The sequence below is a fragment of the Mesorhizobium sp. BR1-1-6 genome (assembly GCF_020165355.1).
GTDB lineage: Bacteria > Pseudomonadota > Alphaproteobacteria > Rhizobiales > Rhizobiaceae > Mesorhizobium.
This window is the reverse complement of record NZ_JAIUHZ010000009.1, coordinates 1-23,732: the sequence shown is the minus strand read 5'-3', so window position 1 is coordinate 23,732 and position 23,732 is coordinate 1. Positions and strand designations below refer to the sequence as shown.

Genomic DNA, 23,732 nt, shown 5'->3' with positions numbered 1-23,732 from the left:
TGCCGTTCGAGAAAATTGAGAAAAGCCTTCATGAAGGTCGTTGAACGCTACATCATGCGCCGCGCTTTCGTGGTCTTTATTGCAGCGCTGGCCTGGACGCTGGCCATTGTCTGGACGACGCAGGTGCTGGCCAAGATCGACCTCGTCACCGACAGCGGCCAGTCGGCGCTGACCTTCTTCGAGGTTGCGGCCCTCATTCTTCCCTCGATCATTCCGATCGTGGTGCCCTTCGCGCTCGTGGTGGCGGTTGCCCAGACGCTCAGCGTCATGAATTCGGATTCGGAGCTCGCCGTCGTCAACGCAGCGGGCGCCTCGCGCTGGACCATCGTGCGGCCGATCATGATTCTCGCGGCCGCGGCCAGCGTCTTTTCCTTCGCCGTCGACAACGGCATCGACCCTTACGCGCGCCAGAAGAACCGGATGCTGGTGGCGGAGTCACGCGCGGATCTTCTGTCGCTGATCATCCAGGAGGGCACATTCCGCAAGATCGATGATGGGCTGTTCCTGCAGATCGGCGAGCGGCTTCCCGACAACCGGCTGGGCGGCATCTTCGTCGCGGATTCGCGCGAGGAAGGCGTCAACCTCGTCTATTATGCCAAGACCGGCAGCATCGTCGAACGCGGCGGCGAAAAGGTGCTGATGATGAATGACGGTGTCATCCATCGAAAGACGCTGACCGGCGACCTCTCGGTTATCCGCTTCACCTCCTATGCCTTCGACATGTCGGCCTTCATGGCGGCAGCGTCGGAGGTGACGCTGATGCCAAAAGACCAGACGACCCAGTACCTGCTCAACCCGAGTGCCAACGACAAGGTCTACCAGCAGCGCCCGAACGAATACCGGGCGGAGGTCGACCAGCGATTCTCGGAATGGCTCTATTCCATGGTCTTCGCGCTGATCGCACTGGCGGTCGCCGGAGACGCACGCTCGCATCGCGAGGCGCGCGTCAATCCGCTGATCACGGCCATCGCGATATCGCTGTTCGTGCGCTGGCTGGGCTTCTTCGCCGCCAGCAAGGCCGACGAGGTCCCGCAATATGCGTATATGGTCTACGGCGTGCCCATCGTGTCGTCGGCGGTGGCAATCTGGTTCATCGCATCCAACCGGACGATGGAACTGCCAGTGGCCTGGGCAGATTGGCTGACGAATCTCGCAAGCCGGATGGCTGACGCCTGGAATGCCGTCAAGCTGCGCCTCTCCAGGCGCAGCGCCTCGGGCCAGGGGGTCAGCTGATGGGCTGGACGCTGGGACGCTACTTCTTCTTCCGCTATGTCACGATCACCGTGTGGTTCTTCATCGGCCTGCTTGCGCTGGTGTTCCTGATCGATTTCACCGAGCTTTCCGGCCGCACGACCGGCCTGCCCGGCTTCACCTATGGAACGGCGCTGGCCATTTCCGGACTCAGGATGCCGATGATCATGCTGCAGACCGTGCCGTTTGTCGGTCTCTTCTCGGCGATGGCGACGCTGGTCTCGCTCAACCGCAGGTATGAACTGGTCATAGCGCGCTCAGCCGGCGTTTCGGCCTGGCAGTTCCTTCTGCCGTGCTGCATCGGAGCGCTGTTGTTCGGCGTCCTGTCGGTCGGTCTCATCAACCCGCTCGCAGCGCACGCCTTTTCCTGGTCCGAACAGATCGAAACCCAGTTGCGCTCGGGCAAGTCGAATACGGTGTCGGCCGACGCCGCGCCCTGGATCCGGCAGAAAACCAGCTCCGGAGACACCATCATCGGAGCGCGCGCCATCCTCAACCAGGGCCTGGAGATGGCTGACGCTGTCTTTTTCATCCTCGACCCGCAAGGCGATATCGTCGAGCGCAAGGATGCCGCGCGCGCCTACCTGCGGGACGGCTACTGGGAATTGCAGGACGTCAAGACCTTCAGGAACGGCACCATCCAGCCTGCGGCAAACGATCGCGTGCCGACCAATCTGAAGCCCGAATTCGTGCAGGAGCGGCTGGCGCGCCCGGAGACCATTCCATTCTACGATCTGCCGGGAAAAATCGAGGTTGCCCGTTCCTTCGGCCTCAAGGCAAATGCCTTTGCCATGCAGTTCGATTCGCTGGTGGCGTTGCCGTTCCTGCTCGTCGCCATGACGCTAATTGCGGCAACAGTTTCAATGCGATTTGCGAGGATGGGGCAATCGGCAACGATGATTCTGGGTGGCGTCGTTGCCGGGTTTCTGCTTTATGTCGTTTCGGTGCTGGTGAAGGCATTCGGCGTGGCGGGGTTCGTGCCGACTGTCGTAGCTGCCTGGGTGCCGGTCGTGGTAGCTATGTTCTTCGGGGTGACTTTCCTGCTATACAAGGAAGACGGCTAGTGAGGGAGGCCTTTTTGCCCAGTAACAGGCAGGCCGGTTTGGCGCGCCTTTATGCGGCGACCGCCTTGGCATGCCTGTTTGCATGCGCGGTTCCGCTGCCTGCGATCGCGCAGGATGTCGGCGACATGGCGACCAAGGTGCCGTCCGGCTCGCAGATGCTGCTGGCGGCCGATACGCTGGTCTATAACAACGACAATCAGACCGTGACCGCCGTCGGCGGCGTGCAGATCGACTATGGCGGCAACCGACTTGTCGCGCAGAAGGTCGAGTACAACCGCAACACCAAGCGCATGGTCGCAAGCGGCAATGTCGAGGTGATCAACAGCGACGGCACCAAGATCAATTCGGATCATATCGACATCACCGACGACTTCGCCGACGGTTTCGTCAACGCGCTCCGCGTCGAAACCATCGACAAGGCCTATTTCGCCGCCGAAAGCGCCGAACGCATGGGCGGCGTGCTGACCACCTTCCACAATGGCGTCTACACTGCCTGCGAACCGTGCGAGGACAAGCCCGACAAGGCGCCGACCTGGCGTGTGAAGGCCAGGAAGATCATCTGGAACGGCGAAAAGAAGACGGTCCGCTTCGAGAACGCGAATTTCGAATTCTTCGGCTTCCCGCTAGCCTACCTGCCGGCGTTCGAGATCGCCGACCCGACGGTGAAGCGCAAGAGCGGCTTCCTGATCCCCGGCATCGTCTTCAAAAGCGATCTGGGCGTGGGGGTGAAGGTCCCCTATTATTTCGCGCTCTCGCCGACCTACGACCTGACCGTCACCGGCACCGGCTTTACCAAGCAGGGCTTTCTCGGTGAGGCCGAGTGGCGCCAGCGCTTCAACAATGGCGAATACAGCCTGAAGATCGCGGGGATTCAGCAGCGAGACCCCGACGCCTTCATCGACGCCGCCGGCCGCAATATCGATTCGGGCAAGGCTGGCGATCCCAACAAATTCCGCGGCATGATGGGCACACAAGGCCAGTTCGCCATCAATTCGCGCTGGAATTTCGGCTGGGACGTGCTGCTGCAGACCGACAAGAACTTCTCGAATACCTACGCCATCGACAAATACAACGGGTACGTTCACCAGTCGTCGGTTTACCTGACGGGGCTCGACGGCCGTAATTATTTCGACCTGCGCGCCATGCATTTCGAGGTGCAGGAAAACACGCTCGACAGCAGCATCGCTGCGCGAAGCGGCCAGCAGCCCTGGGTGCTGCCCTCGCTTGACTATGCCTACATTCCGGATACATCGGTCGCAGGCGGCCAGCTGTCGTTCAACGTCAATTCGCGCGTCATCCGCCGCGATGACCTCGACGAGACCTATTTCACTCCCTACTTCCCCCCTTCAGGCACCCAACGTGTGCGCGGCATCGAGGGCGAATCCGGCCGGCTCACCGCCCAAGCCGAATGGAAGCGGTCATTTGTCACCGATGACGGGTTGGTGCTGACACCCTTGCTGGCGCTGCAGGGCGACGTCGACTATGTCAACGCGTCATCAGCTTCACTCGCAGCCGTCAACCAGATGGCGACGAATTTGGGCGAGCAGGATGACATGCGCTCGTCTTTCGCCCGCTATATGGCAACCGCCGGACTCGAGATGAGCTGGCCGCTGCTGTTTTCGATGGCCAGCGGCTCCAGTCATGTGTTCGAGCCGATGGCGCAGGTCTTCCTGCGCCCGAACGAACAATATGTCGGCGGCCTTGCCGTCCCGAACGAAGATGCGCAGAGCATGGTTTTCGACGCGAGCACCCTGTTCGAGCGCGACAAGTTCTCCGGCTATGACCGCATCGAAGGCGGCTCGCGCGCCAATGTGGGCCTTCGCTATTCCGGTTCCTACATCAACGGCTGGGGCACCAACGCCATCTTCGGCCAGTCCTACCAGATCGGCGGCGAGAACTCCTTCGACGCGCCGGACCTGGTCAATGTCGGCGCCTATTCGGGCCTCGAAAACACCAAGTCGGACTATGTCGGCCTGTTTGGCGTCAGCAGCCCGAACGGGTTCGCCGCCTCGGTCAGCGGCCGTTTCGACGAGCAGAGCTTCGAGGTTCGCCGCGCCGAGGTAAAGGCCGCCTATTCCGGCCTACCGGTGTCGCTGAGCGCCAAATACGCCTTCATCCAGGCTCAGCCGCTCTATGGCTTCACCACCGACCGCCACGAGGTCACGCTCGGCGCGTCCACGCATCTTGCCGAGAACTGGCGCGTGTTCGGGACGGGAACCTATGACCTCGAGGAAAGCCTGCTGGTCAAGGACGGGGTCGGTTTCGCCTACAATGATTCCTGCTTCACCTATCTGATGACGTACTCGCAGTCGCGCGACCTGAACACCAGGGAGGTGACGCAGAGCATCGGCTTCAACCTGTCGTTCCGCACCCTCGGCGATTTCGGATCGTCGAGCAGCGCCTTCGATACCACCCAGTAGCCCGCGACATCGTTTCGCCGCATAGGGCTGGCAGGGACTTCACAAACCCCGAAGAAGGATGAAGTTGGGCGGGACCGGGATAGAATTGGGATGTTTGCGATGAGGAAATACCTCTTTTCAGCAGGGTTGGCGCTGCTTGTGGCGGCGACATCCGTGTCGATGACCGTCATCACGCCGCCGGCTTTCGCCAGCGAGATCAAGTACGTCGTCAACGACATACCGATCACCAGCGGCGACATCGCGCATCGCGCCGCCTTCCTCAAGCTGCAGCGCAAGAAGGGCGACGCCGGCCAGGAAATGATCGATCAGACCTTGCGCATGGCCGAAGCCAGACGGCTTGGGATTCACATCAGCGACGCGCAGGTCGAGGCCGCGTACCAGCGCTTTGCCTCGAGCAACAAGATGCAGCTCAGCCAGCTCGACGGCGTCATGGAAAAGTCTGGAGTCAGCAAGGGCCATTTCAAGGAGTTCATCCGCGCCCAGATGGCCTGGAATCAGGCCTTGAGCGCGCGGTACCGTTCCGGCGAGGGCGGCAGCGTGACCGAGCAGGACGCCGTCAGGCGCATGCTCGACAAGGGCGGCTCCAAGCCGAGCGCCACTGAATACATGCTCCAGCAGGTCATCTTCGTCGTGCCGGCCGCCGAACGCAGCGCGACGCTGGGCAAGCGCAAGCGCGAAGCCGACGCCATGCGTGCCCGCTTCAACGGCTGCAACACGACGCGCCAGTTCGCCAAGGGCCTGATCGACGTCACGGTTCGCGATCTCGGCCGGGTGCTGGCGCCGCAACTGCCGCCGGACTGGGCCGAGCAGATCAAGGCCACCAAGGTTGGCGGCGCCACGCCTACCCGCCAAACGGAGCGCGGTGTCGAGTTCATCGGCATCTGTTCGTCGCGCGAGGTGTCCGACGACAAGGTCGCCCAGATGGTGTTCCAGAGCGAAGGCTCCAACGACAAGGCGGCCGACGATCTCAGCAAGAAATATGTCGACGAGCTGAAGGCAAAAGCCCGCATCGTCAAGCGCTGAGGTGGAAAGGGCGATGCGCGCGCTGGCGTTGAGCGTCGGCGATCCATCCGGCATTGGGCCGGAAATCGCGATTGCCGCGTTTCTGGCGCGTACAGCCGCAGCCCTTCCGCCCTTCTATCTCCTCGCCGATCCCGCGCTGATCGCCTCGCGGGCGCGCCGCCTCGGCGTTTCGCTGCCTATCGAGGAAACGACGCCAGCGCAGGCAACCGAGGTCTTTGGCCACGCACTGCCGGTCGTTACGCTGGCTGCCCGCTTCATCGACAGCCCCGGCCAGCCGGACCCGACCAATGCGGCGGGCATCATCGAAGCGATCGATCGGGCGGTGGCCGCCAGCCTCGCCGGCGACGCCGCGGCCGTCGTCACCTGCCCGATCGCCAAGAAGCCGCTCTACGACGCCGGCTTCCGCTTTCCCGGCCACACCGAATATCTGGCGTATCTGGCGGCGCGCCACAGCGGCGTGGAAGCGATGCCGGTGATGATGCTGGCAGGCCCCGACCTGCGCACCGTTCCCGTCACCATTCACATCGCGCTGGCCGAAGTGCCGAAGGCGCTGACCACAGACCTGATCCTCGCTACGACGCGGGTCACCGCCGCCGACCTCAGGGACCGCTTTGGCATCGCCAACCCACGGCTCGCCATCGCCGGCCTCAACCCGCATGCGGGCGAGGATGGCTCCATGGGCCTGGAGGACCAGCGCATCATCCGACCGGCAATCGAGATCCTGCGAGCCGAAGGCATCGACGCGTTCGGGCCGTTGCCCGCGGATACCTTGTTCCATGCCCGGGCCCGGGCCGGCTACGACGTGGCGCTGTGCATGTATCACGACCAGGCGCTGATACCGGCCAAGGCGCTGGCCTTCGACGAAGCGGTCAACGTCACGCTCGGCCTGCCCTTCATCCGCACGTCGCCCGACCACGGCACCGCCTTCGATATCGCCGGCAAGGGCATCGCCCGGCCCGACAGCCTGATGGCGGCGCTGCGGCTTGCACGGCAGCTGGCCGACACCGACGCCAAATTTGTCACGCAATGAGGCTCAACTCATGAGCATGGATGGGCTGCCGCCGCTGCGCGAGGTCATCGAGCGCCACGGTTTGCAGGCAAAGAAGGCACTGGGCCAGAATTTTCTGTTCGACCTCAACCTGACCGGCAAGATAGCGCGCGCCGCCGGCAGCCTGGCGGAGACGACCGTAATCGAGGTCGGCCCCGGCCCTGGCGGGTTGACAAGGGCCCTGCTTTTCAACGGCGCGCGCAAGGTCGTCGCCATCGAGCGCGACGAACGCTGCCTGGCGGCCCTCGCCGAGATATCGGCCCATTATCCCGGTCGGCTGGAGGTCGTTTCCGGCGACGCTCTGAAGATCGACTTCCCGACGCTTGCCGCGACCGCCGGTGACGGCGGGCCGATCAGGATCGTGGCCAACCTGCCCTACAATATCGGCACGGAACTGCTGGTCCGCTGGCTGACCGTCGCGGAGTGGCCTCCCTTCTATGCCTCGATGACCCTGATGTTCCAGCGCGAGGTGGCCCAGCGTATCGTCGCCGCGCCTGGCAGCGAGGCCTATGGCAGGCTCGGCGTGCTGGCGGGGTGGCGCACGCAGGCCAGGATAGCGTTCGACGTGCCGCCCCAGGCGTTCACACCGCCGCCCAAGGTGACCTCCTCCGTCGTGCATCTCGAGCCGCGCGCGACACCGCTATGCGCCGACGTGAAAAAACTCGGCCGCGTCACGGAAGCCGCCTTCGGCCAGCGCCGAAAGATGCTGCGGCAGAGCGTTAAGAGCCTCGGCGGCGAGGCCCTGCTCGAACGCGCCGGGATCGACCCGACCCGGCGCGCCGAGACGCTCGATGTCGAGGAGTTCGTGCGGCTGACCAATGCGGTGTAATGCCGCCGGCCGTGGAAGCGCGGCGCAATCCGGTCCTTGTCGGGCGCATGCTTCGAACTACACGCCCAACACCGCTTTCACGCGCTCGCGCGTGTAGGGCAGGTCATAGATGCGTTTTCCCGCCGCATTGCGGAAGGCGTTGGCGATCGCGCCGGCTGTCGGGCCCTGCGCTGCTTCCGCGACGCCGAGATAGGGCGTGCCGGGATTGTCGACGACATGCACTTCCACGCTGTCCGGAACGGCGCTGAAGCGCAGGATCGGATAGGCCGACCAATCCGCGCTCAGGATGCGGGTGTCGTCGAAATGGACGGCCTCGTAAAGCGTCCAGCTCAGCGACTGCAAGATACCGCCTTCGGTCTGGTTGATGATCGAATCCGGCGCCACCGCTTCGCCGCAGTCGACCGCCGAGACCACATGCGAGATGGCGATGGCGCCGCTGTCGCGATCGACCTCCGCTTCAAGCGCGATTGCGAGATAGGCGGCGTGGTTCTTGTACTTGGCGAAAGCGAACCCCTGGCCGCGGCCCTCCGGCATAGGATCATTGCTCCAGCCGAATTTTTGCGCCGCAACCTCGATCACCTTCCTGGCGCGCGGATCCGTCATGTGCCTCAACCGGTATTCCACCGGGTCGGCGCCGGCCGCGAGCGCCAGCTCGTCCATGAAGCTTTCGATCGAGAAGACGTTGCAGTAGGCACCGAGACCGCGCAGCGAAGAGACGCGCACCGGCATGTCGGCGACGAAATGCCAGTTCACCCGCTGGTTCGGCACATCGTATAGCGGGATGGCGTTGCGGTCGCCATTGCCGAGCGGCGAGATCTGCAGCTTGGCCGGATCGGGCGGGAAATGCTTCGCCACCAGCCGGCCGGCGATCAGCGAACCTGCCGTTCCCGGCCGCGTGCCGTGACTGTTGCTCCAGAGATCATAGTGCCAGTTGACGATCTTGCCGCCGGCGTCGAGCGTTGCGCTGGCGCGCGTCAGCATGCCAGGGCCATAGGGCTCCCACAAATGCTCCTGATCGCGCATCCACTGCACGCGCACCGGCGTGCCGGGCAGCGCCTGCGCGATCAGCGCGGCGTCGGCCGCCGCGTCGTCGGCGCCATTGTGGCCGTAGCAGCCTGATCCCTCGGTGTGGATGCAGCGCACCTTTTCCGGTCCGACGCCGAGCATCTCGGCGATCGCCTTGCGGTCTGGATAAACGCCTTGAGTGTGCGTCCACACCGTGATGAGACCCTTGTCTGACAGGGCAACGGCAGCGGAGGGGCCGATCGACCCATGCATCTGGTAGGCGCGGGTGAACTGCGCCTGCAGCGTCTTTGCGCCGGCTGCCGTGTCCGCGCCGACGGAGGTCACGGTGCCGACCTCGGCGACCGAGCGTTCGAGGAAGGCGGGGATATTGTCCTGGTCCGGCAAGGCCGGCTGCTCCTGCCACTTCGCCTTGGCGGCCATGGCGCGCATGGCCTGGACCGCCTGGAATTCCTGCCTGGCCACCACGGCCAGGAAGTCGCCGTCGCGGATCACCGCCACCACGCCCGGCATCGTCTTGATGCCGGCCTCGTCGACGCTGACGAGCTTGGCCAAATAGCTTGGTGGGCGAACGACGCGCGCATGCACCATGCCGGGAAGCCGCATGTCCTGCACATAGGCCTCGCCGCCCGTTACCTTTGCCGGAATATCGACGCGGGCGAACGGCTTGCCGATCGCGTGATAGCTGTCCGGCGATTTCAGCGCTGTGTCGGCCGATGCGTCCACATGCAGCAAATCCGCCACCACGAGTTCGCTATAGCCCACGGACTTCCCGTCCGGCCCGGCGATCCTGCCGCTTGCCGCCTTGAGCTGGTCGGCCGGAACACCGAGCTTCTCGCTGGCCTTGGCGACCAGGATCTGGCGCACCTGCGCCGAGGCGTAGCGTATGGCGGTGCCGCTGTTCTGGATCGTCTGGCTGCCGGCGGTATAGCCCTCGTTCGGCGTCAGCGCGGTATCGGCGGTGATGAGCTTGATGGCCGCCGGCTCGACCTCCAGTTCTTCGGCGGCGATCTGGCGCAGCGACGTCCTGGTGCCTTGACCGAGTTCGGCCTTGCCAGTGAAGACGGTGATCGAACCGTCGGCATCCAACCTGATCCAGGCGTCGAGCGAGGGCGTATCGGCAAGGCTGCCCGGCAGTTTCTTGGCCGGCGCCGGCGTCGCGGGCGTCTGCGCCGTGGGCGCGGCCTCCTGAGCCTGCACGGGAATGGTGAAGGACACGACCAGCGCGCCGGTCCCGGCGAGAAAGCCGCGTCGTGTCAGGTCGGGAAAGGTCGGCGCGTTCATCATGCCCTCCCCGCGGCCGCGGCCGGCGCCAAGCCGGCCGATTTCGATTTCATCAGGTCGCGCGCGCGGCTCACTGCCCGCAGGATGCGCATATGCGTGCCACAGCGGCAGAGGTTAGGTTCCAGCGCCTGCCTGATATCGGCGTCACCGGCATCGGGTTTGGCCTCGAGCAGCGCCTGCGCCCGCATCATCATGCCGGCGATGCAATAGCCGCATTGCACCGCCTGCTCCTCGATGAACGCTTTCTGCATCGGACCCGGGTTCTCGATCGTGCCCAAGCCCTCGACGGTCTTGACCTCGCGGCCCTCCACCAGCATCGCTGGCGTCAGGCAGGAGAAGACGGGCTTGCCGTCCACCATCACCGTGCAGGCGCCGCATTGGCCAAGGCCGCAGCCGAACTTGGCGCCGTTCAGCTTCAAATCGTTGCGCAGCACGTAAAGCAGCGGCGTCGCGGGATCGACGTCGACGTGGTGGGAGATGCCGTTGACGTTGAGATTGATCATCTGTCCTTCGCTCCTACATTGTCCGGGCCGCGCTCGATGCCGTCCGAGGGCCGGACGCTGACTTGGTATTTTCCGCTCCTGGTGTCGGCGATCCTGGCGGCCGCATCCTGCCAGGCCGGCTTGCCGGCAAAGGCATCGCGCAGATAGGCCAGCAGGTTATTCACCTGGTCGTCCTTCAGCGTCGCTGCGAATCCCGGCATGATGGCGCTCGGGCGCCCACTCGCCGCCGGCAGGCCAAACAGCACCGTGTTGATGACGTTCTGCGGATCTGGCGCGTTGACCGCGCTCGACAGATGGAAATTGATACCGCCGAAAGGCGGCGGACGGCTGCCGTCGTGGCAGGTGGCGCATGCCGCCTGGTAGATGACGGCTCCACGCGCCGCCGGCGTATCGGCGGATGTCGGCGCCACGCCGGCGGTCGACGCCGGGTCGGCCGCGGCGCGGCCGCGGATGGCCTGCGCGGCGGCCGTCCGTTCGGCGGATGGTTCGCCCATGAGCGACATGACGTAAGTGGCCATGGCGTCGATGTCGGCATCGGGAAGCCGGCCGAGATTGCCCGTCACTTCGCCCATCGGGCCATTGGCGACGCCGTGGTCGGCATGCCAGCCTTGCCTGAGATAGGCAAACAGGCTGTCATGCGTCCACGGTATCGGCGCCGGTGAAGTGCCGTCGAGCGCAAAGGCCGTCCAGCCTTCGGCCTCGCCGCCGGCCATGTGCGACCCCTTCTCTTCCGCGCCGAGTCGATTGCGCGGCGTGTGGCAGGCGCCGCAATGACCGAGCCCATCGACCAGATAGGCGCCGCGGTTCCACTGCGTGCTTTGCGACGCATCGTTTTGATAGGCGCCCCTGTCGAAGAACAGCAGCTTCCAGCCGGCCAGCACGAGGCGCATATCGAGCGGGAAAGGCAGCTCGTTCGGAGGCGGCCGGTTGTTCACCGGCTGGCGCGTCATCAGATAGGCGTAGAGCGCGCGGTTGTCCTCATCGGAGACACGCGTGAAATGATCGAACGGGAAGGCCGGGTAGAGATGCCTGCCCTCGCGGTCGACGCCTTCGCGCATGGCGCGGTCGAAGGCTGCCTGCGACCAGCGGCCGATACCGGTCTGCGGATCTGGCGTGATGTTGGTCGAATAGATGGTGCCGAACGGCGTCGGCACGGCGAGCCCGCCGGCATAGGACTTTTCACCGGGCCTGGTGTGGCAGGAGGTGCAATTGCCGACGGAGGCCAGTACAGCGCCTTTCTCGATCAACGCCGGGTCGAACGACGATCGTTGCGGCGGCTCGACAGGATCGATCGCCGGCTTCCAGGCATAGGCGAAAAATCCGGCGCCGCAGACAATGATGATGGCAAGAACGCCCAGCCAGAAGCGTTTCAAGATCTGCTCTCCCTCATGGCGGTACGCTGAAACGCTGCCGCCCCGGCCGTTACCGGCGCCGCGGACGCGTTCGTGCGGGAGAAACTAGGGGCGCTGCCCTCTTCGTCAATTGTCTGATTTATGGCGCCGAAAAGCGCATCTTGCAGGCGCGACCTGCCCGGGCACATCGTTTGGTGCTGCCGGCCTTCGGCTTGTCCGCCGGCCCATCTTCGTGGGCAAAGGAAAGGCTAGCTCGTCTTCTCGTCCAAAAGTCCCGAGACGAAGTCGAACAAGCCGGGCCGACGATCGCGCCGCAACCGCTCGGCGACAACGATGCCGCGCACTTCGGCGAAGGCGCGATCGAGATCATCGTTGACGATGACGAAATCATACTCCTTCCAGTGCTCGATCTCGTTGCGCGCGTTCTTCAGCCGCGTCTCGATCACCGCTTCCTGGTCCTCGGCGCGGCGCTTCAGCCTTGCCTTCAACTCCTTCATCGACGGCGGCAGGATGAAGATCGAGACGATGTCGGCGCGCATCTTCTCCTTGAGCTGCTGGGCGCCTTGCCAATCGATGTCGAACAGCATGTCGCGCCCTTGAGCGAGCGCAAGTTCCGCCGGTTCGCGCGGTGTCGCGTAGCAATTGCCATGCACCTCCGCCCATTCGAGCAGGGCGTCCGAATCGCGCAGCCGCTCGAACTCGCGCATGGTGCGGAAATGATAGTGAACGCCTTCGATCTCCGAGCCGCGGCGCGGCCTGGTGGTGACGGAGACCGACAGTTCGAGGCTGGAATCGCTCTCCAGAAGGTTGCGCGCAATCGTCGACTTGCCGGCGCCCGACGGCGACGACAGCACGAGCATCAGGCCCCGGCGGCGAATGCGGGACCCTAAATCCCTGGCGACCATCGGCTACTCCAGATTCTGGACCTGTTCACGGAACTGATCGACCACGGCCTTCAGTTCCAGTCCAATGGCGGTGACCGCGGCAGCGTTCGACTTTGAGCACAGCGTATTCGATTCGCGGTTAAATTCCTGTGCTAGAAAATCGAGCTTGCGTCCGATGGCGCCGCCGCCGGAAAGCAATGCACGACCGGACGTCACATGCGTCTTCAAGCGGTCGATCTCCTCGCGAATATCGGCCTTGGTGGCGAGGAAGGCGGCTTCCTGGTGCAAGCGGCCGACATCGAGGTTGGCCGAAGCATCCATCAAGAGCCGCACCTGTTCGGCGAGGCGCTCGCGGATGGCCGCCGGTTCGCGCGACGGATCCGCTTCAGCGCCCAGCGTCAGCGCCTCGATGGCGTCGATGTGGCCCAGCAGAAGCGTGCGAAGTGCCGCGCCCTCACCCTCGCGGGACCGCTCCAGCCCCTCCAGCGCCACATCGAGGGCCGCCATGACGGCGTTGTCGAGCGCCGTGCGCACATCCTCGGTTTCGGTGGTCTCGGGAATATCGAGCACGCCGCGCAGCGACAACAATCCGTCGGCGGTCGCAGGAGCAACACCAAATTGTTCCTCGATCCGCTTGGCGAGCCCGGCCAGGTCCTTGAGGAAGGCCTCGTTGACAACGGGCTGGGACTGCATTCCGGCGGCGCGCGTGATGGTCAGCGTCGCCTGAAAATTGCCGCGCGCGAAACGTTTCTGAAGCGTCTGCCTGATGGCCGGCTCCAGCCGCTCGAAGCCCTGCGGCAGCCGCAGCCGCACCTCGACGCTCTTGCCGTTGACGGATTTGACCTCCCAGGCAATCGAGGTGCCGTCATGCTCGGCGACAGCACGCGCAAACCCGGTCATGCTCTGCAAATTCATGGTGCCTGCATACCCCCTGGCGCGTACTACGGATACTGCTTGATCCGGCCTCGCGCACCTTCAGAAAGCCGAAATGCCCGCCTGCCAATCGGCTTACGAGGCGCCCCGATAAATCCAAACGCTCCTGTCTTCAACCGATAGCGTGGACGAGCTGGAAAAACCGTGCGCCGCTACTGGGCCGCCCCCGCGTCGCCGTCAATGGGCGCGTCGGTCTGCCCCTCCACCTTGGCATCAGCCTTGGCCGCGTCGTCGACTTGCTTCTTCTGCTGGGCTCGATAGCGCGCAACGTTCTCATTGTGCTCGTTAAGCGTGGCGGCGAAGACGTGTCCGCCAGTGCCGTCGGCAACGAAATAGAGGTCGTCGGTCTTTGATGGATTGGCTACCGCCTCCAGCGCCGCGCGGCCGGGATTGGCGATAGGCGTCGGCGGCAGGCCGTTGATCACATAGGTGTTGTAGGGCGTCGGCTTCTGGATGTCCGACTGATAGATCGGCCGGTCGGCGGGTTTGCCCTTGCCGCCGAACAGACCGTAGATGATGGTCGGATCGGATTGCAGGCGCATGCCCTTGGCCAGCCGGTTCAGGAAGACCGCGGCGACGCGCGAGCGCTCATCGCCCTTGCCTGTTTCCTTCTCGACTATCGAGGCCAGCGTGACGAACTCGTCAATGCTGGCGAGCGGCAGGTCGGCGGCGCGCCGCTGCCAGACCTCCTCGACCAGCTTCTTCTGGTCGGCCAGCAGCTTGTCGATCATCTGCTGGCGCGTGGCGCCGCGCGTGAAGCGCAGCGTATCGGTGGCGAGACTGCCCTCTGGAGGCACGGTGGCCGGCATGTCGCCGCTCAAGGCGGGCTCGCCTGCGATGCGCGCCAGCGCCTGCTCGACTGTCAGCCCTTCGGGAATGGTCAGCGAGTACATGACCGACTTGCCGCTCTTCAGCAATTCCATGATGTCGCGCATGGACGCCCGGGGCTTGATCTCGTATTCGCCGGCCTTCAGCGCCGAATCATTGCCGAAGGCCCTAACGCCAAGACGGAATATGCGGGCGTCGCTGATCAGGCCGCGCCGCTCGAGCTGGTCGGCGATATCCTGGACGCCGGTGTTCGGCTTGACCAGGAAGGTGTCGCCATTGGCCGATGGGCCGGGCTCGGTGAATTCCTGCTTGCCGAAGTAAAGCGCGATACCCGCCGCCAGAACCATCAGCATCACCAAGGAGATGACGAAGTTCATGAACACGACGACCTGACTGCGCGAAGCACGCGAGCGCTTCGGCGGCGGCGTGCCGGCCTCCGGCCGCAAGGCTTCGGCGGCTGTCTTCGGTACGATCGGCCCCGATGTCGCCTGCCCTTGCCCGAACTCTCCGTTGCCGGCCGGATTTGTGTTCATTTCGCCCTACCGTTTGATCTCTCAACGAATCCCCTGCGGCAGAGTAGGGGCGAATATGGCAAAATTGACGACACGCCGAAGCGCCGTCCGGCAGGCGGACGGTCAGCCATTGTAGCGCTGGAAGACCAGTGAAGCGTTGGTGCCGCCGAAGCCGAAGGAATTGGACAACGCCACGTCGATCTGGCGGGCACGCGGCTTGTTCGGCACCAGGTCGATCGCGGTCTCACGCTCCGGATTGTCAAGGTTGATGGTCGCCGGCGCGATGTTGTCGCGGATGGCGAGGATCGAAAAGATCGCTTCGGCAGCCCCTGCCGCGCCGAGGAGATGGCCGATCGACGACTTGGTCGACGACATCGAAATCTTCGATGCGGCATTGCCGACCAGCCGCTCGACAGCGCCGAGCTCGATCGTGTCGGCCATGGTCGAAGTGCCGTGCGCGTTGATGTAATCGACATCGGCGGGCGTCAGCTTTGCCCGGTTCAACGCCGCCGTCATGCAACGGAATGCGCCGTCGCCATCTTCAGCCGGTGCGGTGATGTGATAGGCGTCGCCGGTCAGGCCGTAGCCGGTCACTTCCGCATAGATCTTCGCGCCGCGCGCCTTGGCATGCTCGAGTTCCTCAAGCACGACGACGCCGGCGCCCTCGCCCATGACGAAGCCGTCGCGATCGCGGTCATAGGGCCGCGAAGCCGTTTGCGGCGCGTCGTTGCGCTCGGTCGAGAGCGCACGGCAGGCAGCGAAGCCAGCGATCGACAGTCGCGTCACCGGCGCTTCGGCGCCGCCGGCGACCATGACGTCGGCATCGCCCCAGATGATCAGCCGGGCTGCGTCGCCGATCGCATGCGCGCCGGTCGAGCAAGCGGTGACGACGGCATGGTTGGGGCCTTTCAGCCCATGCCGGATCGAAACCTGGCCGGAGACGAGATTGATGATCTGGCCGGGGATGAAGAAGGGGCTGATGCGGCGCGGGCCGCGCTCCTTCAGGATCATCGCGTTCTCGGCGATGCCTTCGATGCCGCCAATGCCCGAACCGATCAGAACGCCGGTGGCGCACTGCTCGGCATGGGTCTTCGGCTGCCAGCCGGAATCCTTCAGCGCCTCGTCGGCGGCTGCGATCCCGTACAGGATGAAGTCGCCGATCTTGCGCAGTTCCTTCGGCTCGAGCACCGCCTCGGGATTGAAGGTGGCGTTGCTGCCGTCACCACGCGGAACGACATGGGCGATCTTGCAGGCAAGATCCTCCACCTCGAACTCGGTGATGCGCTTGGCGGCGCTGCGGCCGGTCAGAAGTTCCTTCCAGCTGTGCTCGAAGCCCATGCCGAACGGCGACAGCAACCCAAGGCCCGTGACGACGACACGCCTCATCGCAGGTCCTCCCCGGTGATGACTGCGGAAAGCGTCAGGCCGAAGCCTTGTCGATGTACTTCACGGCATCGCCCACCGTCAGGATGGTTTCAGCCGCGTCATCGGGGATCTCGACGCCGAATTCTTCTTCAAACGCCATGACGAGTTCGACCGTGTCGAGACTGTCGGCGCCCAGATCATCGATGAAGCTCGCCTGCTCCGTCACCTTGTCGGCATCGACGCCCAGGTGCTCGATGACAATCTTCTTGACGCGCTCTGCGGTGTCACTCATTTGGGGCATCCTCGTCTTTTGGTTGTCTGTCTTCGTTAGCGGGCGGAATGCCGCTAATCAAGCTGAAAGATGGTCCCGCCGGAAACGCAATGGCCGCAGACCGGTTTTTGCCCGAACCGCCGGGTTGCGGGCCGCATTACACGAAAAATCGTGGGCGTCCAAGCCGAAATGGTCGCTTTTCACAGCCCGCCCAGGCGTTGCCTGTCGCCGTCTCAAAGCCACCGCGAATGCCCGGGCCCGGCCCGAAATGCATGCTTTGGCCGACCCGATCAGATCATCGCCATGCCGCCGTTCACATGGATGGTTTGGCCGGTGACGTAGCCGGCCTCGTTGGAGGCAAGATAAGCGACGGCGGACGCCACTTCGGCGCTGGTGCCCATGCGGCGCGTCGGGATAGCGGCCATGATCGCCTCCTTCTGCTTGTCGTTGAGCTTGTCGGTCATCGCCGATTCGATGAAGCCCGGGGCGACACAGTTGACGGTTATGCTGCGGGTGGCGATCTCCTGCGCCAGCGATTTGGAAAAGCCGATCATGCCGGCCTTGGAGGCGCAGTAGTTGGTCTGGCCGGGATTGCCGGTGACGCCGACCACCGAGGTAATGTTGATGATGCGGCCGTGGCGACGGCGCATCATCGGATGGGTCAGCTCACGCGTCAGCCTGAACACGGCCGTCAGATTGACTTCGAGCACGCTGTCCCAGTCGGCGTCCGACATCCGCACGAACAGCCCGTCCTTGGTGATGCCGGCATTGTTGACCAGGATGTCGACGCCCTCGAGATCGGCCTCCGCTTTCTGGCCGAGCGCCTTGACCTCGTCGCGGTTCGACAGGTCGGCCGGAAACAGCTTCACCCGGTCGCCCAGGTCGGCGGCCAGCGCCTCCAGTCTCTCGACGCGCGTGCCGTGCAGGCCGACGATGGCGCCTTGCGCATGCAGCACCCTGGCGATCGCCTCGCCGATGCCTCCCGACGCGCCGGTGACAAGTGCCTTGCGGCCGGTCAGTTCGAACATGTGTTTTCCTCTTTGGTTTCGGAAGCTCAGCGAGCAACCTTATCTGTATACGTCTCGCGGGTATCCGATTGCCATCACCAACGGAATATCTTCAGCGATACAAGCCGCGCCATCAAATTCACACGCGGCGCCTCACCCGAGCGCCGCCAGTGCGGTTTCGACCTCGGCCGCGGAACCGACCGATGCCGTGGCGATTTCGCGGTTGATGCGCCGGGCCAGCCCTGAAAGCACTTTTCCCGCGCCGACTTCATAGAGCGTGGTGACGCCGTTCGCGCCGAACCACTCCACCGTCTCGCGCCAGCGCACGCGGCCGATCACCTGTTCGAACAGACGGCGCGCAATGATTTCGGGATCGCTGGTCGGAGTGACCGTGACATTGGAGACGAGCGGCACGACAGGCGCGTTCTTGGTTACCCCGGCCAGCGCCTCGCGCATGATCTCGGCGGCGGGCGCCATCAGCGCCGAATGGAAGGGCGCGGAGACCTGCAGCATCAGCGCTCGCTTGGCGCCTTTTTCTGTGCACAGTTTGGCAGCCAGTTCGACCGCTGCCTTGGCGCCGGAAATCACCAGCTGGCCACCGCCATTGTCGTTGGCGATCTGGCAGACCGATCCTTTGGCAGCCTCGGCGCAGGCGGCTTCGACATCGGCCTGCTCCAGTCCGATGATCGCCGCCATGGCGCCTTCGCCGGCGGGCACCGCCGCTTGCATGGCATTGCCGCGGATGCGCAGCAGCCTGGCGGCATCGGCAACCGAGACGAAGCCGGCGGCGGCAAGCGCCGAATATTCGCCCAGCGAATGGCCAGCGACGTAGGTAATCTTGTCCTTCAGCGAGAAGCCGCGCGCTTCCAAGGCCCTGATCGCGGCCAGCGATACGGCCATCAGCGCCGGCTGCGCGTTGGCGGTGAGCGTCAGCGTCTCTTCCGGCCCTTCCCAGATCAGCTTCGACAGGTTTTCGCCGAGCGCGTCGTCGACTTCGCTAAAAACCCTACGCGCCTCGGGGAAGGCATCGGCGAGGTCCTTGCCCATGCCGACAGCCTGGCTGCCTTGTCCCGGAAAGGTGAATGCAACGGCCATGTGTGGGCTCCCAAAGCTCGGTTCTGCTTGCCTGATACACGAATTTTCCTGCCTGTGACGCAACGCGGCCTGCCAAGTCAAGCCCGGTTCGACCCGGCCCCTTGGCAGCTTTGCCGGCCGAGTGCCTGTTCCAAAAGGCTTTTTGGCGATCACTCCTGATGAAAACCGCTCACGAATCGTTTGCTGGCTCTTCTTATTTCCGCCACAGGCGCTAGCTTTGCGTGACAATTCCATGACAATCGAGTGACGGGTCTGTCGCTGGGTGGGGAAGTTAAAGTGGCTAGGATTTCGAAAGGCGCAGGCAAAGCCGCGCCACAGTTTCTGGAAGACGATCCTTCCACCGGCTACCTGCCGGGACGGAAGTGGCCGACCATACGCTATGGGCTGACCAGCCTGCTGATCGCGGCCGTCCTGGTGTTCGCCATCGAATTGATCGTGCGCGGCGACTTCGCCGGCACGGTTTCCTTCTTCCTGCAGCCGCTCAAGCCGGGCTGGACCACGATCGTGGTGTTCGCACTGGTTCTGGTCGGCCTCGATGCCGTTTTCGGCCGCAGCTATCAAAGCCTGATGATCGTCGCGCCGCTGACGCTCTCGCTGGCTTTCATCGGTCACCAGAAATCGCATTACCTGGGCGATCCCCTCTACCCGACCGATTTCCTCTACTCCCGCCAGATCGTGGCGCTTCTGCCGCTTCTGGTGCGTGACCGCCCGATGACTGCCCTTGCCATGATTGTCGGCATTGTCGCCGGCCTGTCGCTGCTCATCTATGGCTGGCGGGTCTGGCGTCGAAAGGTGCCCATACTCAGCCGCAAGGGCCGTCTCGCCCGGCTGACGCTGGCCGTGCCGCTGCTCGCCTTCTTCGTCTCGATCATGGACTATGCCACCTTCTCCTGGACCCGGGACCGGCTGCAGATCATCCCGATCATGTGGGACCAGAAGGAAAATTACGCCTCCAACGGCTTTGCGCTCGCCTTCGCGCTGAACGTGCCGATGGCGCATGTCTCGGCGCCGCCAGGCTATTCGGAAAAGGCGATCGCGGCCATCGACAGGCCGCAGGTGACCGCCTCGGTGCCCCAGGAAAAGCCCGACATCATCGTCGTCATGAGCGAATCCTTCTGGGATCCGACCAAGCTGCCCGGGGTCACCATCACGCCCGATCCGATCCCCAACGTGCGGGCGCTGCGTTCGGGCTCCATGTTCTCACCCGAATTCGGCGGCATGACCGCCAATATCGAGTTCGAGGCACTGACCGGCTTCTCCAACGCCTTCCTGCCGGCCGGCAGCATCCCCTACCAGCAATATGTGCGCACGCCGACGCCGTCGCTGGCGACCTTCCTGAAGAGGGAGGGCTACAGGGCGCGCGCCATCCATCCGGGCACCAACTGGTTCTGGAACCGCGGCGCGGTCTATGCAGATTTCGGCTTCGACGACTTCAGATCGGAAGAGACGTTGCCGCCGATGCAAAAGCGCGGGCCGCTGGCATCCGACGCGGCGATGACGGACGAGATCATCAGCGAGGCCGATGCCAGCGATGCCCCGGTGTTCTTCTTTGCCGTCAGCCTGCAGAACCACGGCCCTTACGAGCCGAACCGCTACTACAACCCGACCCACACCGTGCAGGCGCCGATCAGCCAATGGGCGCGTGAATCGCTGCTGAGTTACACCGAGGGCTCGGCCGACGCGGACCGCGGTCTCGAACGCCTGATCGAATGGGCAAAGAAACGCTCTCGCCCCACCGTCATCGCCTTCTTCGGCGACCATCTGCCGCCGCTTGGGCCGGTCTATGTAGAGACCGGGTTCATGAAGGACAATGTCGCGCCGCGCAAGGAGGCTTCCGCCGAGGCGGCGCTGGAGCATCATCAGACGCCACTGGTCATCTGGTCGAACCGCACAGGCCCTGCCAAGGACATGGGCGCCGTCAGCCCCGCCTTCCTGCCCTATCACATCCTGAAAACGGCCGGCATCACCCACCCCTACTATACCGGCTTCCTGGGCGAGATGCGCGAACGCTACCGCGTGGTCGACCGCAATCTGCTGCTGACGCCGGCGGGAGAAGCCACGCCCGATTGGGCGCGGCAAAAGCAGATCGACCCGGCGATCCGCGACTTCCGGCTGCTGCAATACGACATGATGTTCGGCAAACGCCACGCGGCGCCCGACTTCTTCCCCGAAACGGTGGACAAGGTCGTCGCCCATATGAGCTGAAATTCGCGGCATCCTTCCAGGATGCCGCCCAGCGGGGTCGAGCGTTCAATTCGTCAGTTGCAATTTCGAGAATTTGTTGGCGATCTGCTGGAACACGTTCGGCAATTTGTTTGGATCGTTGACGGCGTAGTAGTCGCTGGGATCCGAGGCGCAGGCGCTATAAAGCGTGCGGTTGGCGGCGGTATCGGATTGCAGCACCATCGTGTAGATTTCGGCGCCCTGCTTCTTCAGCTGCGTGCAGACGCTTTTGGTCCATCCGTCGACATTGCGCGCGGCGGTCGTCTGATTGTCCGATCCAAGCCGACCGGCAGCGCCATAGGCTGAGCCCGCGAGAAAACCATAGGACGTATAGTCGGACTTGGTCGTCTCGTTGCTGGCGCCGTAGACGACATTCTCGCCGTCGGTGAGCAACATGACGATCTTGCTCACCCCAGGCGTCTTCCAAGGCGTCCCCTCGGCATATGGCGCACTCGGCGACAACACTCGCTGGCCCCAGGCCAGGCCCTCGGAAACATTGGTGCCGGACCCCGCCCATGCAAGCATCTTGGCGGCCTCGTTGCGAAGTTTTGTAAAGTCTTCGGTCAAGGGGACGATTGGCGACGGACAGGACCGGTTTGGGCCCACCGTCAATTGCAAGGCGTTTGGATCGTTTGTGACCGCGGTGGCAATGGCGGTGTTCTGCGGCGCCACATATTTGGCGACTGTTTCAAGATCACCCTGCAGGAGCCCGGCAGCACTTCCAAGCAAGCCGCTCAGGTCTATTCCGAGAATATTCAGTCCGCCATTCCGAGCAAGTTTGGCCTCATCAGGGGCGTCGTCGATAAAGGAATTGTTGTAGTGATAGGCATCGTTTGAATAACCGCTGGAAGGTCTCGTCCCCTTTCCCGGACTGTCCGGCGCGAAATAAGGCACGAACAGAGTGTCAGGGTAACGTGGATCAGGCGGCGTATCGGCGATATTAAGGACACCAGGCCGCGCCTCGACGCAGCCTTTCCAACCCGTATCCTCCCCCTTGCCGTCCTTCCACCCCGTCAATTTGGCGGCAGAGGCCGGATCTTTCATCAACTGCCTGAACAGCGCCATATGATTGGGACGCTTGTCGTTGATGACGGGGAAATTGATTCCATTGGTGGATGACTTGCCGTCCATGTCGATCCAGGACGGGTCGAACCCGTCGCCGTTGACATTGACAGCCGTGACGAAGGGTACCAGCGCCACGCGGACCTTGCGCGTCGGTGATTGCGCCGCTTCCAGATATTTGAGCAGATTGTCCGTCGCTGTCTTGAGGGCAGCAATTTTGGCGCCGGCCATCGAGCCGGTGTTGTCCAGAACCAGCACGACTTCGAGCTGGTTGTTCGATTCGACCGCCGAGGCATCGACCACGATGTGCCTGCTCTCACCGAGCAGGAAGGCGAAGTTCAAATCGACGTCAGCCGAGGCGACGGCCTTCGTCTTGACGAAGTTGACGCCCCTGTCGACCGTCAACGTGGCCCGCGCATTTGTGAGTTCGCCATGTCCGGCTATGTTGGCCTGGAAATAGCGGTTGAAGGCGTCGGTGCGGGTGATGTCCAGATCGCCGAGATGCGAGGAGGCGAGATTTGCCGCGTCGAGCGCATTCTGCAGGTTGCTCTTGGCCCGCATGATGGTGGAGACATCGGCTGCGAAGGCCACCGCCGACAGGATGGCCGGCAAGCCGATCCCGAGCAAAAGCGCGAAGTTGCCGCTTTTCGAGCGCCAGAATTTCTTGAGAAGCATCCTTACCCCCGGAAATGCCTAGCCCGTTGCTGACAGCGGGATGCCGCTTTTTGCGCCAGACATGATGAATCGGCGGTTGATGCCGGGGCCGCAACCCCATACAACCTGTCATGGTGGTTAAGGCCTGGTTTCCGGGAACCACGGAGTCCTGTTGCCGCACATGCCGGTTTTTCCGGCCCTGCGACATCCGGGATTGCCGCCTGCTCTTGCCTTCCACGTGGATTGCTATATAGACGCCGCCAATCTGCCGGTCCCAGCTGGGGGCTGAACGGAGGGCCGGAGGTTTTCGAAAACCTTCGCGTGAAGCCAGAAGCGCTTCCGCCTCCCGTGTCTCCGCTCTCGACCGTCTCGTCATGCTCCTTTCTTCCCCGCTCCTGGCGGGTCAGAGAAGTTGCAGAGGCTTTTGCCGCCGGGAACCGGGAGAGAAACGAAGAAAGGCGAAAAGACATAATGGCTCTTTACGAACATGTGTTTCTTGCCCGGCAGGACCTCTCGCAGCAGCAGGTCGATGCGCTTGTCGAACAGTACAAGGGCGTCATCTCCGCCAATGGCGGGTCCGTCGGCCGGGTCGAGAACTGGGGACTGAAGTCCCTCACCTACCGGGTCAACAAGAACCGGAAGGCATACTACACGCTGATGGATCTTGACTGCCCGCCCGCAGCGCTCAACGAAATGGAGCGCCAGATGGGCCTGTCCGAGGACGTGCTGCGTTTCCTGACCATCAAGGTCGATGCGCACGAAGAAGGTCCCTCCGCCATGATGCAGAAGCGCGAAGAGCGCTCGGAACGCGGCGGCTTCGGCGACCGTGACCGCGGCGACCGCGGTCCGCGCTCGTTCGGCGACCGTGATCGCGGCGATCGTCCGCCACGCAGCTTCGGCGGCGACGCCGGTGGCGATCGTGGTCCGCGCCGTCCGCGCGAAGGCTTTGAAGGGGGTGCAGAATAATGGTCGACATCAACCAGATCCCGACCCGGCGCCCGTTCCATCGCCGCCGCAAGACCTGCCCGTTCTCGGGCGCCAACGCGCCCAAGATCGATTACAAGGACGTGCGCCTCCTGCAGCGCTATATTTCCGAGCGCG

19 protein-coding genes and 1 pseudogene are annotated in these 23,732 nt (G+C 63.7%); 9 read left to right on the top strand and 11 right to left on the bottom strand.

Going from position 1 to position 23,732, the window contains the following annotated elements:
• Positions 1 to 30 precede the first annotated feature (30 nt).
• The 6 genes from lptF to rsmA all read left to right on the top strand — a co-directional run bounded on the left by lptF (position 31) and on the right by rsmA (position 7,635).
• Positions 31 to 1,233 (top strand): LPS export ABC transporter permease LptF, encoded by a 1,203-nt coding sequence (lptF, locus tag LB545_RS18320; RefSeq protein ID WP_140494430.1) that lies wholly within the window; start codon positions 31 to 33, stop codon positions 1,231 to 1,233.
• Positions 1,230 to 2,315, top strand: coding sequence for an LPS export ABC transporter permease LptG (lptG, locus tag LB545_RS18315; RefSeq protein WP_181165175.1), 1,086 nt, complete (start codon positions 1,230 to 1,232; stop codon positions 2,313 to 2,315). The genes lptF and lptG overlap by 4 nt, the downstream gene beginning before the upstream one ends.
• Positions 2,315 to 4,735, top strand: a complete 2,421-nt coding sequence (locus LB545_RS18310; protein WP_181172056.1) for an LPS-assembly protein LptD — start codon at positions 2,315 to 2,317, stop codon at positions 4,733 to 4,735. Before lptG ends, LB545_RS18310 begins: the two co-directional genes overlap by 1 nt.
• Positions 4,736 to 4,825: 90 nt before the next feature.
• On the top strand, positions 4,826 to 5,758 hold the full coding sequence (locus tag LB545_RS18305) for a SurA N-terminal domain-containing protein (protein ID WP_181167198.1): 933 nt from the start codon (positions 4,826 to 4,828) through the stop codon (positions 5,756 to 5,758).
• Between the two features lie 13 nt (positions 5,759 to 5,771).
• On the top strand, positions 5,772 to 6,788 hold the full coding sequence (gene pdxA / locus LB545_RS18300) for a 4-hydroxythreonine-4-phosphate dehydrogenase PdxA (protein ID WP_181171803.1): 1,017 nt from the start codon (positions 5,772 to 5,774) through the stop codon (positions 6,786 to 6,788).
• Positions 6,789 to 6,798: 10 nt separating this feature from the next.
• Complete coding sequence (gene rsmA, locus LB545_RS18295) at positions 6,799 to 7,635, top strand: 16S rRNA (adenine(1518)-N(6)/adenine(1519)-N(6))-dimethyltransferase RsmA (protein WP_140657919.1); 837 nt, start codon at positions 6,799 to 6,801, stop codon at positions 7,633 to 7,635.
• Between the two features lie 57 nt (positions 7,636 to 7,692).
• Here rsmA and LB545_RS18290 read toward each other — a convergent pair whose 3' ends face one another.
• From LB545_RS18290 to fabD, 10 genes are all read right to left on the bottom strand, one after another.
• On the bottom strand, positions 7,693 to 9,942 hold the full coding sequence (locus LB545_RS18290) for a xanthine dehydrogenase family protein molybdopterin-binding subunit (RefSeq protein ID WP_224705596.1): 2,250 nt from the start codon (positions 9,940 to 9,942) through the stop codon (positions 7,693 to 7,695).
• Entirely contained in the window at positions 9,942 to 10,445 is a 504-nt protein-coding gene (locus LB545_RS18285; RefSeq protein ID WP_224705594.1) for a (2Fe-2S)-binding protein, read from the bottom strand. The genes LB545_RS18290 and LB545_RS18285 overlap by 1 nt, the downstream gene beginning before the upstream one ends.
• A complete protein-coding gene (locus LB545_RS18280; protein ID WP_224705592.1) occupies positions 10,442 to 11,818 on the bottom strand; it encodes a c-type cytochrome in 1,377 nt (458 codons plus the stop codon). Before LB545_RS18280 ends, LB545_RS18285 begins: the two co-directional genes overlap by 4 nt.
• A 227-nt stretch (positions 11,819 to 12,045) precedes the next feature.
• On the bottom strand, positions 12,046 to 12,702 hold the full coding sequence (gene gmk, locus LB545_RS18275; RefSeq protein ID WP_140494448.1) for a guanylate kinase: 657 nt from the start codon (positions 12,700 to 12,702) through the stop codon (positions 12,046 to 12,048).
• 3 nt (positions 12,703 to 12,705) lie between these two features.
• Complete coding sequence (locus LB545_RS18270) at positions 12,706 to 13,596, bottom strand: YicC/YloC family endoribonuclease (protein WP_140555752.1); 891 nt, start codon at positions 13,594 to 13,596, stop codon at positions 12,706 to 12,708.
• Positions 13,597 to 13,766: 170 nt separating this feature from the next.
• The gene (gene mltG, locus LB545_RS18265; protein WP_140494453.1) at positions 13,767 to 14,975 is read right to left on the bottom strand and encodes an endolytic transglycosylase MltG; all 1,209 of its coding nucleotides are present in this window, start codon (positions 14,973 to 14,975) and stop codon (positions 13,767 to 13,769) included.
• A gap of 102 nt (positions 14,976 to 15,077) precedes the next feature.
• Positions 15,078 to 16,340, bottom strand: a complete 1,263-nt coding sequence (gene fabF, locus LB545_RS18260) for a beta-ketoacyl-ACP synthase II (protein WP_140494455.1) — start codon at positions 16,338 to 16,340, stop codon at positions 15,078 to 15,080.
• A gap of 34 nt (positions 16,341 to 16,374) precedes the next feature.
• Entirely contained in the window at positions 16,375 to 16,611 is a 237-nt protein-coding gene (locus tag LB545_RS18255; protein WP_006203723.1) for an acyl carrier protein, read from the bottom strand.
• 269 nt (positions 16,612 to 16,880) lie between these two features.
• Positions 16,881 to 17,618 carry a 3-oxoacyl-[acyl-carrier-protein] reductase gene (gene fabG / locus LB545_RS18250; protein ID WP_140494457.1) on the bottom strand — a complete coding sequence of 246 codons (738 nt, stop codon included), beginning with the start codon at positions 17,616 to 17,618 and terminating at the stop codon, positions 16,881 to 16,883.
• Between the two features lie 132 nt (positions 17,619 to 17,750).
• Positions 17,751 to 18,692 (bottom strand): ACP S-malonyltransferase, encoded by a 942-nt coding sequence (fabD, locus tag LB545_RS18245; protein WP_140517846.1) that lies wholly within the window; start codon positions 18,690 to 18,692, stop codon positions 17,751 to 17,753.
• A gap of 276 nt (positions 18,693 to 18,968) precedes the next feature.
• Between fabD and LB545_RS18240 the strand changes: the two genes are divergently transcribed.
• Complete coding sequence (locus LB545_RS18240; RefSeq protein ID WP_224646406.1) at positions 18,969 to 20,897, top strand: LTA synthase family protein; 1,929 nt, start codon at positions 18,969 to 18,971, stop codon at positions 20,895 to 20,897.
• A gap of 45 nt (positions 20,898 to 20,942) precedes the next feature.
• On the opposite strand, the gene LB545_RS18235 is transcribed toward LB545_RS18240, so the two are convergent.
• Positions 20,943 to 22,652 carry a pilus assembly protein gene (locus LB545_RS18235; RefSeq protein WP_224705590.1) on the bottom strand — a complete coding sequence of 570 codons (1,710 nt, stop codon included), beginning with the start codon at positions 22,650 to 22,652 and terminating at the stop codon, positions 20,943 to 20,945.
• Positions 22,653 to 23,102: 450 nt separating this feature from the next.
• Here LB545_RS18235 and rpsF point away from each other — a divergent pair, with 450 nt between their 5' ends.
• Together rpsF and LB545_RS18225 are read left to right on the top strand one after the other, a co-directional pair.
• Complete coding sequence (gene rpsF, locus LB545_RS18230) at positions 23,103 to 23,597, top strand: 30S ribosomal protein S6 (RefSeq protein WP_140494463.1); 495 nt, start codon at positions 23,103 to 23,105, stop codon at positions 23,595 to 23,597.
• A pseudogene (locus tag LB545_RS18225) lies at positions 23,597 to 23,732 on the top strand (30S ribosomal protein S18); the annotation flags it as partial. The gene rpsF and the pseudogene LB545_RS18225, both read left to right, overlap by 1 nt.